This window comes from Skermanella aerolata KACC 11604, assembly GCF_000936425.1.
Taxonomy (GTDB): domain Bacteria; phylum Pseudomonadota; class Alphaproteobacteria; order Azospirillales; family Azospirillaceae; genus Skermanella; species Skermanella aerolata.
Map to the genome: position 1 here is coordinate 1 of NZ_AVFK01000097.1, position 9,181 is coordinate 9,181.

Consider the following 9,181-nt stretch of genomic DNA (forward strand, 5'->3'; position numbering starts at 1 on the left):
CCCCGCCGCCAACTTGACGGTGCCACTGCGCGGCATAGCCGTCGGCAGGAAAAATTGGAACGTGATCGGCTCGGATGCTGCCGGCAAAGTCGCCGCCGTGATCTACAGCCTGGTGGAAACCTGCCGGTTGAACGGCATCAATCCGGAAGCCTACCTGACCGACGTCATCGCCCGGGTCGGACGGACCAAGATCCAGGCGCTCGATACCCTGCTGCCGTTCAACTGGCGGCCGCCCGACGCCGGCAATCCCGCCGATCCGGGCCGCATGAACATCGCTCCTCACGCCGCTGCCGCCGCCTGATCTGTTCGCGCCGGGGTCTCTACCCATCGGCAAATCTTCCCGCTGCCCACCATCGGGAATCTGCGCGCGTGACGGCGCTCGAGTAGGTGCCTTCGTCGCTGGTTTACGTCTCTCCCGAGCGCAGGTACTTGCTCACCGTCTCCCGCGACAACTTCAGTGACCGGGCGATCGCCCGAACGCTCTTTCCCTTCGCGTGTTCCCGTCGAACACGTGCAATCGTCTCCACTGTCAGCATCCTCGCATGGCCACCCTGTCGTCCAATCCAGGGTGGAAGTCTGCCAGATCATGAGGTGGTCGGGTTTTGGACGCCGATCACCCCAGAAACTGGCCTACTCTTCCACGCCGATGCACATTGTCGAGGTCAGTTCCGGGCTCGTCACCGTGCATGCCCGATCCTCCGGTCTGATCGCCTGCTGTCCGATATGCGCCACGCCGTCGGGACGGGTTCACGGCCGCTACACCCGCCCTGTTGCCGACCTTCCCCTGATGGGCCGCATCGTCTCCCTGTCCCTTCAGATCCGCCGCTTCCGCTGCTCGCAGTCGAGCTGCCCGCGCCGGATCTTCGCCGAGCGACTGCCTGCGGTGGCGCCAGATCGCAAACGGCGCACCGTCCGGCTCGCCCAGGTCCAGCGCTCCCTGGCCCTGGGCGCGGGCGATGAACCGGGATCACGACTGGCGAGCCTGCTCGCCATGCCGGTCAGCGGTGACACGCTGCTCCGCCTGATCCGGGCTGTTCCGGTTTAACCGGCACCACCAGCGCGCATCATCGGCATCGGGAGTGTCGAGAGATTGGGGGTGCCAGCAATTCGAGCCATTGCGAAACAAGCTTGGACATCAGTTTTGAGGAGCTACCTGAAGGCGACACCCCCAATCTCTCGACGCTCTCATCGTTAATCAGCAACGCCTGCCTATTTGCAACATGGGCCGGGACATCCCCGCAATTCTCCACGCATAGCTTCCGCCGCAAAGCATGGTGGCGGTCAACGGTGTATTCATGCGGCATGAAGCGAGAACCGGAGCATCGAAACAGATCGCTCTGTACGCCATCCGGCCACACCTGTACAACACGTCACACCGGCCTCGTGCCCTCCTGCTGGTGACGGACTCGCCCAAAACCGACAAAACCATTACTATGGGCATCATCCGTCACCTTAACAGATGGCAATCACGATTGGCTCTTCAACTTGGTGTTCGCCACCATGAAACCCGAGTAGAGCCATTTCACTGGGAGTGGAGCTCGAGCTTCTTCAGTATCCGACTAAAAGGATCGACAACGAAAGAGTTCGAGCGGATTAGAGGCAGCGGTTCCGGCTCTAAGAAATTTGCATTTAGGAGGCCACCCTAGTCCGGACGTCGATGCCGAATAGATACTTCTGTCAGCTCTTAAACAACGGAAGTAGGAACAAAAACTCCTGGAGCAAACCAGCTCATGCTTATGTAGACACCACTTCCACGATCGAGAGCTTCCAGAATTGCTTTCGAAGCATCTAAAAATACTTGGGCAAGTGTGAGGAACGGCCGCACCTTTGCGGGAGCTGCTGGGCTGATTGCGCTAATCAGACTTTTGGCTCCGTCAATTGCGCTAACTACCCCTTGGACGTCTTCATGACTGATCTGGATATGAAAGCCCCACCAAAAAGCCCTTACCACAGTGCCGCCGCGGGTAGGAGCGGAAGCCGTGCCTCGGTTCTGCTCGGTCGCCGGAACTATCACCTCTCCGCCGAAGATCTCAATTTGAGCAGCCCGAGCGTTAGCATCAATTGATCTACTTAAGGAATCTAAATCGGTTCCACCCCGCATACGAGAATTGAGAAATCGCTGAACATCGCTCCAGTTTCCATTGATGTCATCGAACGAAGTTGTCGTAGTGGTATCATCTACAAGACTGGTCATTACTACCTCCTAAGGTTGCGCAAGATTGATAGTTAACCACGACTAAATGGCCGCCTCGCTGCAAATTCCTTGACACTTGGGCCGAGACCAAGAAGTCCTGGAGTTTGAGAGGGGGGCATATATTCCCTTATTTTCTTGACCAGAGAAATATAGTCACCATTGAAGTGACCATCTGCCCACACATTTCTCAATGTTCCAGTGAATTGGCCATTGCGGTCGCCATCGAGTGCAAGCTGCTCGTCTTTGCACGCTGACATCAAGAGCGTAGTGCTTCTGAGATCAGAGCGGGAACGTTGCTGAGAGGCCGACAGCGCTCGCGTATAACGCGCCGATTGCTTAGAAACTATTCTGCTGGCTTGGGTATATGGAAGCTCCCGGGGCCGGTAACGCAGTCGCTCCCAAGCAAGTCGGAGGCGAACGCTTGTTTCGCTATGACAGATGTCGGTGATAGTGAGTATTTTCACGCCGGAATTGAACTGGGCTAACGCGGTGTAAATCTCATCGTCAATCAACATACGATCATACAGCACCCAGGCTTCATCGCGTCTTTCAGGCTCATCGCCGTTAACATCAACAATCTGAGTACCGTGACCAGCTATTGTGAGTATCAACATGTCGCCAGAAATCATTCTTGCGGCTTCCCCTGCAAGCATTTGTAGAAGTCGATTACTAGTTGCTTCGCGTGATAAAAGTATAGTTGTCTCAAACATGTTTGATCTGGCAATATTCGCCATGTCGTTAGCGTCATTCTCACACGCTGTAAGTTCGCCCGTCCAGCCCATGTAATGTGCGGGATCTACTGCATTCAGGCCAAGGTGTATTCCGATAGCGCGCATTTCATTTCTCCAACAACAGAGAAAGGCAAAACAGCTAATCAGCGATGATGTTTTTTCTCAAGCAACTTTCGGGGTCCATTTAACAACTGTCCTAGCTTTGATTCCTCACCCAAACGGGTGATAAATTGGGACAAGGTCTGGTCAGACAAACTAATTAGTATCTAGTATTTTTCTTAAATAAGAAGATGGTACAACTCAAGGTTGGAGTTGCTTTAGCCCATAGGATCGTGCGGAGGCTGGACGGATGTTGAGCGAGGGGATCAATAACCTTATTGCAACGATCCACGAGGCCGCCTTACTGCCCGTTTTGAAAGTCAGGGAGGTGGCAGGCGCTTTCTGTTTGGGTGGGCGAGATGCTTTGATGAGATGGACGACCCCCCCGTTTCCGGCGCGGCAGCGCCATATAGCGGACAGGACGTTTTTCATCAGGGAGATTGTGCGATGTCTACGGCGTTCATCGGTCTCGATCTGGCGAAGTTGGTATTCCAAGTTCACGGTGTTGATGCCCAGAGCAAGGTGCTTATGACGAAGCGGCTACGGCGGGACGCCGTGCTGGCGTTGTTCGCCAACCTGCCCGTGTGCGTGGTCGGAATGGAGGCTTGTGCCGGGTCACACTTTTGGGCACGGGAACTTACCCGGCTCGGCTACACGGTGCGGCTGATGGCGCCGCAGTACGTCAAGCCCTACGTGAAGCGGCAGAAGAACGACCGGGCCGACGCTGAAGCGATCTGCGAGGCGGTGCAGCGGCCGAGCATGCGGTTTGTCGCGGTCAAGACCGAGGAGCAGCAGAGCACCCTGGCGATCCACCAGGTGCGCAAGACGCTGGTCGCCCAGAAGACGCAGCTGATCAACGCGCTACGCGCTCATCTGGCCGAGTTCGGCATCATCGCCCCCCAGGGCGCCGGCAAGGTCGCGCAGCTGAGCGCCGTGGTGGCCGACCTGGAGGATACCCGGGTTCCCGCTCTGGCGCGAAGCGTTCTCCAAAGTCTTGTCGACCAACTGCGCGACACCGAACGTCGGGTCGAGGACCTCGACGCCCGGCTGGCCGAGCAGGCTCAGACGGACGAGGTGTGTCAGCGGCTGATGACGGTTCCCGGCATCGGCCCGATCACCGCGACAGCACTGACGGCGACGATTGGCGACGCCACGGTCTTCGAGTCCGGCCGCCAATTGGCGGCCTGGCTCGGCCTGGTGCCGCGCCAGACCTCGAGCGGCGGCAAGGAACGCCTGGACGGCATCTCCAAGGCGGGCGACGGCTATCTCCGCCGGATGCTGGTGAACGGCGCCCGAACGGTGATGCGCTGGCATGGCACGACGTCACCCTGGCTTGCCGGCTTGCTGAAGCGCCGGCCGGTCAACGTCGCGGTGGTAGCGCTGGCCAACAAGCTGGCCCGGATCACCTGGGCCGTGATGACGCGCGGTGAGAACTACCGCAAGCCTGCCGTGACGGCTGAACCAGCGACGGCGTGAGGCAGCGATGAAGGTACCATCCGCACTGGGGATCCCGACCCACGGCAGAATAGCACCGTGCTCGCTCCGGCAAGGCCGAGCCGCCTGCGGTGGTGGCCCTGGCGGGCCAGCCTTGCCGTTCGCTGCGCGCGGCGCTCCTGGAAAAGACAGGTCGGGACGGAGAGGTGGTTCCGCCGATCGAACAAAGAGGTTGGGATTGGGAGAAAGAACAGGATGAGACAGCGCCGCGGGCTCGGCAGCCGTCACGGCGCCGAGGGCGGCGCATCAGGTTCTCCTTCGGTTTGCGAGGGCGACTGACAGCGTGATGACACCACAGGTCGACCGGGATCGGCCAAACCCGCCTGCACCAGAGAGCCACCAAGCTCGTTGCTTTGATTGGGCGTCGACCCGCGGATCTTCATCAAGGCCAGCAGCCTGAAAGCTGCACAACAGGCCGGATAGATGGCAGCAACCGACTCTCAACGTCAGAACGCTGCAGGAAACTCTTGCAAGGCGGGGGGCCGTCCATAGATGGTGCATGGAGGCCGAAGAGCACGGATTTCTTCCTTGGTTCGGTGATCTTCAAGCGGCGCGGACAGACTCCGGGTGTCCGAGATCGAGCATTCGGTTGAGGACGGTGACGGCAATGCGGGTTTCGACTTCCTGCGCCGGGTGGGTGTGCGAGCGCAAGGTGTCGCCGATGATGCGCTTGTATCGGCTTATCGTCCCCTCCACCCCGGCCCTCGCATTGTAGCCCGAGGTTTTTTGCCGGCCTATCCGGCCCTGCTCGGCAATGACCTGGCTATGGCGGTCGCGCTGGGTTGGATCGGTGTCGGTCGACGGACTGATCACAGCTGTGGCGCGCGGCGGCACGATAACCGCGGCCTCCGGGGAATGTTCGGCCACAGCATCGTAAACTCGATCCTGGTCATACGCGCCGTCAGCGACGACCACGGCCATCGGCTCCTCGGCTTGGTCGAGCAGCCGGCCGAGTTCGGCGGCATCGTCGACCTCCTTGCTGGTCAGGGTCGAGGCGACGATCGTGCCGGTCTTGCATTCACAGCAAGATGCAGCTTCCTCCAGGCGCGGCGCTGGGTGCCATGCTTCTCAACCAGCCATTCGCCCGGCCCGCTCAGCTTCATTCCGGTGCTGTCGACCAGCAGATGCACCGGGCCGCTCGCCGACTGCGCCTGAGGAGCCACCGCTAGCGTCCTGGATCGTCGGCTCAGGGTGCTATGGTCCGGCACCGGCAGATCCAGCCCTATCAGCCCGAGCAAGGAGCCGACCAGCCCTTCAGTCTGGCGCAGCGGCTGGTGAAACACTGTCCTCAGGATCAACGATGTCTCAATAGCGAGATCCGAGTAGCGCGCCTGACCGCCCGGCGTGGTCTGTGGCGCCGCCTGCCAAGCCGCGATTGCTTCCTCGGTGAACCAGATCGTCAGCGAGCCACGCTGGCACAGGCCAGCCTCGTAGGTCGACCAGTTCGTCACCTTGTAGCGGGTTCTCGGAATCCGGTGGCAGCGGTCGGCATTGTATTTGTGCGGCATGCTCAGACGAGGCGATCAGGAAGGGGCAGGCTTCTTATCGACTCCCGTTCGCAGGAGCGACAACAGCATCCGTGCACCAACGCAGACTATCGTCCTTATGATTCTTCTCCCATCCGAGTAAGGAGATGAGACAAGATCTGGTCTTACACCACTATTTAGCCCGTAGCCTTCTTCCCTCCAGTTGTTCACTATACAACTTCAGGTTATTCCTAGTTTGTTCGCAAGATTTCACTAGAGGCTGAAATGACGTTTGGCGACGGGATTAATGACCTCATTGCGACAATCCACGAAGCAGCTTTGGCGCCTGACCTATGGCCGGATGTCCTAGAGGGTATGCGGAACCTGTTGGACTCCCAAGGCGCCGTTCTCGTGAGGGTGGACACGTCAGGTCAATCAAGGTTCAGTTACCACGCTGGCTTAGATCCAACTCCCTCAGCGGCAATGCGCGAGCGCTACTACACACCGGAAAGCAGCCCCATTTTCCAAAGCATGCTGGTAGGCCCAGTCTTTGAGGTCATTCCCAGAGAAGCCCTGTCAAGCGATGCTGCTTTCGCAGTGATGGACTACTACAACGACGTTTTTCGACCTCAAGATCTTTGGCATAGCATTGCAACTTGCGTCAACCGGTCGGAAAACGAGATTGTGGCGCTAGGCGTTGCACGATCAAAGCGCGCGGGCATCTTTGGCAATCGTGAAACATTGCTGGTGAAGACTCTAGCAAAGCATATAAGGTTGGCGACCGACGTAATGGCGAGATTAGGAACGCTAGAGACTGATCTGGCGAATAGAGAGTCGGTTCTTGACCGCCTACACGGCGCACTGCTTTTAGTTAATCGCGCCGGCCGTGTGTTATATGCAAACAAGGCAGGTGTAAGTGTCCTCGGCGCCGGTGACGGGTTGGCATTGGACGGAAGCAGAATACAAGCAGCCCGCCATACCGACACATTGCGGCTCTTGACTATGATACAACGCGCAGTGGTCGGAGGGGACGAAGGGCTGCCTCCTACTCCTGGCTCGCTCAGTCTTCCAAGGCCGTCGGGCACCCGCGCCTATGCCATCACTGTCTATCCTCTGTGTCAACCTGGTCGATGGCCCGCCGTACCAAGGGCCGAGGCGGCCATCGTCATCTACGATCCGGGTGCGATACCGCAGGTGCCCGATCAGCGGCTGCGTCAGCTTTATAAACTAACTCCGAGAGAGATTGCCTTGGCGCAAGCATTCGTCGCTACTTGTGACCTCCGAGTGGCATCCGATCGTCTCGGCATTAGCACCAACACCGCGAAAACGCACCTCAAGAACATTTTTACGAAAACATCGACGGCCTCACAGGCCGAGCTTATCAGATTACTCATGGCAACGGGCATACAGATCCGTTGAGCAGGGGAGGTCGTCACTGACTGAGGACAGCGGCGCTGATAGCAGTCTCAGAAACTGTTCGCAGAGGGGTGTGCCTGCTGGTGCTGATCGGGATCAAGGGGACAGCCCTGGGCGATCTTAGCTATCGGGGTCAGCGGCTGTCCAAGGCCGGCGAGGCGCTCGGCATCGCCATCCAACCCAGCGCCGGCGGCCACGGTGGAACCTTCATTCCAGAGGGGATTTGTTGGGTCGCTGGACGCTCGCTAGTCTGGATTAACTGCTACCCCCGGTTGAATATTATCTTTGAGCGGACAGAAGCTCACCTCATCGCTTTCATTGAGATCGCCTTCGTTTCCATCCTGTCCCGCCGCCTGATACGCCTTGCGGCCCAGAAAACCAGTGCCTAACATCTACGAACAGACTCTGAAACATAAGGGTCGTCGGATCAGACGGCGGTAGAACCCGCGCGATGCAAGGATGGAACCGCACCGGGTTTGCCGGAGGTCGTGTAGTTTGCGTCACGCTGCCATGACCTTCGGTTGGCATCGGGCCGATACGTGCAGTACGCTGGCCGGAGACACATCTTTCGCCTGGGGCGTTCAAACGATGAAGTCAGAGAAGGTACGCTTCAGTGCCAGGATCCTGCGCAAGCAGGCTGATCTAGCCAGGTATGTTGTTGTTAAATTGGAACATGTACCTGGTCCGTAGCAGCGATCTCGACGGCTGGGCACGGGCGCAGCAAGCTGCCGGCGCTTTGAGCAACCCATGTCACGCTGATGTCCAGGGTCATCGCCCGATATGGTGCCCCCCAGCCCCTGCTATGGCAGGCGCCGGATGGTTCACCGTGTTACGCGTCACCGACCGGGGTCCCGGCCCGGCGCCGGCGCCTGACCCGCGCTACCGCGCCGCGACCAGTCTGCAGGCGCTCGGTGTAACGCGCGACCATCGCCGGGGATTTCCAGCCGCCGGCCTGCATCACCGCCGGCAGGTCCTCGCCGGCGGCGACCAGGTCCTGGGCGCCGCCGACCCGGGTCGAGTGGCCGCTGTAGGCGCCGGACAGGCCGATGCTGGCGCTGCGGGCCTTGACGATCGCGGCATAGGAGGTCGGGCTGAGCGCCGGACCGTAGCCGCGGGGCGACAGGTGGCGGAAGACGAAGGGCGAGGGCGGGACGACGGCGCCGGTCGCGGGATCGATCGCACGGCCGATCGCGGCCCGCCAGGCCGCCAGCGCCCGCATGGTGTCGTCCGCCAGGAACCTGGCGGCGCCCGCGCCCTCCTGGTCGGTCTTGGACCGGCGCACCAGGATCAAGCCCTCGCCGTCCTCGCCGTCCTCGAGATCCTCCCAACGCAGCGCCACCACTTCGCTGGCCCGGCACAGGGTATCGCGGGCGACCAGCAGCACGGCGCTGTCGCGCAGACCGATCAGGTCCCGGTGGGGCGTTTGGGCGCCGCTTCCGACCGCGGCCAGGATCGCGTCGATCTCCTTTTTGCCCGACCGGGTTGGCCTGGCGCTGGCGCACGCTCCGGGCGCGGGCATGGGCGCGGGCCGCCATCCTGACGGTCAGCGATCGGCAGGGGTTTGCCAGATCGGCGGCGGCGTGCCAGGCGGCGATGCTGGCGAGGTAGCGCTTGATCGTGGCGGGTTTGCGCGAGGCGCCGACGGCCTCGATGAAAGCGGCGACGGTGGTTGGTTCGGCCGGCAGCCAGGACAGGCCGCACCCGGCGCACCAGCCGGCGAACAGGCGCCCGTTGACCTTGCCCCCGTGCAGCGCCTCCCATAGCCGGGTAAGATCGGCGAG

7 protein-coding genes and 3 pseudogenes are annotated in these 9,181 nt (G+C 60.3%); 5 read left to right on the plus strand and 5 right to left on the minus strand.

Annotated features, from left to right (window positions below; genetic code table 11):
* On the plus strand, positions 1–301 hold a 301-nt coding region (locus tag N826_RS37580), incomplete at its 5' end, for a transposase domain-containing protein (protein ID WP_044437607.1).
* Between the two features lie 115 nt (positions 302–416).
* On the opposite strand, the pseudogene N826_RS42560 reads toward N826_RS37580, so the two are convergent.
* Positions 417–536, minus strand: a pseudogene (locus N826_RS42560) (helix-turn-helix domain-containing protein); the annotation flags it as partial.
* Between the two features lie 140 nt (positions 537–676).
* Between N826_RS42560 and N826_RS37585 the strand changes: the two are divergent.
* Positions 677–1,042: pseudogene (locus N826_RS37585) on the plus strand (transposase family protein); the annotation flags it as partial.
* Positions 1,043–1,684: 642 nt separating this feature from the next.
* On the opposite strand, the gene N826_RS43960 reads toward N826_RS37585, so the two are convergent.
* A complete protein-coding gene (locus tag N826_RS43960; RefSeq protein WP_147041292.1) occupies positions 1,685–2,194 on the minus strand; it encodes a hypothetical protein in 510 nt (169 codons plus the stop codon).
* A gap of 32 nt (positions 2,195–2,226) precedes the next feature.
* Complete coding sequence (locus N826_RS42565) at positions 2,227–3,030, minus strand: caspase family protein (RefSeq protein ID WP_084721531.1); 804 nt, start codon at positions 3,028–3,030, stop codon at positions 2,227–2,229.
* Between the two features lie 441 nt (positions 3,031–3,471).
* On the opposite strand from N826_RS42565, the gene N826_RS37590 reads away from it, so the two are divergent.
* Positions 3,472–4,500 carry an IS110 family RNA-guided transposase gene (locus tag N826_RS37590; protein ID WP_044437608.1) on the plus strand — a complete coding sequence of 343 codons (1,029 nt, stop codon included), beginning with the start codon at positions 3,472–3,474 and terminating at the stop codon, positions 4,498–4,500.
* A 561-nt stretch (positions 4,501–5,061) separates the two neighbouring features.
* Here N826_RS37590 and N826_RS42570 read toward each other — a convergent pair.
* Positions 5,062–6,026: pseudogene (locus tag N826_RS42570) on the minus strand (IS5 family transposase).
* 441 nt (positions 6,027–6,467) lie between these two features.
* Here N826_RS42570 and N826_RS37605 point away from each other — a divergent pair.
* Both N826_RS37605 and N826_RS37610 read left to right on the plus strand, forming a co-directional pair.
* A complete protein-coding gene (locus tag N826_RS37605; protein WP_169789503.1) occupies positions 6,468–7,403 on the plus strand; it encodes a helix-turn-helix transcriptional regulator in 936 nt (311 codons plus the stop codon).
* A gap of 80 nt (positions 7,404–7,483) precedes the next feature.
* Positions 7,484–7,789 (plus strand): hypothetical protein, encoded by a 306-nt coding sequence (locus N826_RS37610; RefSeq protein WP_147041291.1) that lies wholly within the window; start codon positions 7,484–7,486, stop codon positions 7,787–7,789.
* Between the two features lie 440 nt (positions 7,790–8,229).
* Here N826_RS37610 and N826_RS37615 read toward each other — a convergent pair whose 3' ends face one another.
* Positions 8,230–8,919: a tyrosine-type recombinase/integrase gene (locus N826_RS37615; RefSeq protein ID WP_044437613.1), complete on the minus strand. Its 690-nt coding sequence runs from the start codon at positions 8,917–8,919 to the stop codon at positions 8,230–8,232.
* Positions 8,920–9,181: the final 262 nt, after the last annotated feature.

What these genes read in the sequence shown, in the direction of transcription:
- N826_RS43960 (WP_147041292.1), bottom strand. Translation starts at nt 2,194, where the DNA reads ATGACCAGTCTTGTAGATGATACCACTACGACAACTTCGTTCGATGAC.
- N826_RS37590 (WP_044437608.1), top strand. Translation starts at nt 3,472, where the DNA reads ATGTCTACGGCGTTCATCGGTCTCGATCTGGCGAAGTTGGTATTCCAA.
- N826_RS42565 (WP_084721531.1), bottom strand. Translation starts at nt 3,030, where the DNA reads ATGCGCGCTATCGGAATACACCTTGGCCTGAATGCAGTAGATCCCGCA.
- N826_RS37605 (WP_169789503.1), top strand. Translation starts at nt 6,468, where the DNA reads ATGCGCGAGCGCTACTACACACCGGAAAGCAGCCCCATTTTCCAAAGC.
- N826_RS37615 (WP_044437613.1), bottom strand. Translation starts at nt 8,919, where the DNA reads ATGCCCGCGCCCGGAGCGTGCGCCAGCGCCAGGCCAACCCGGTCGGGC.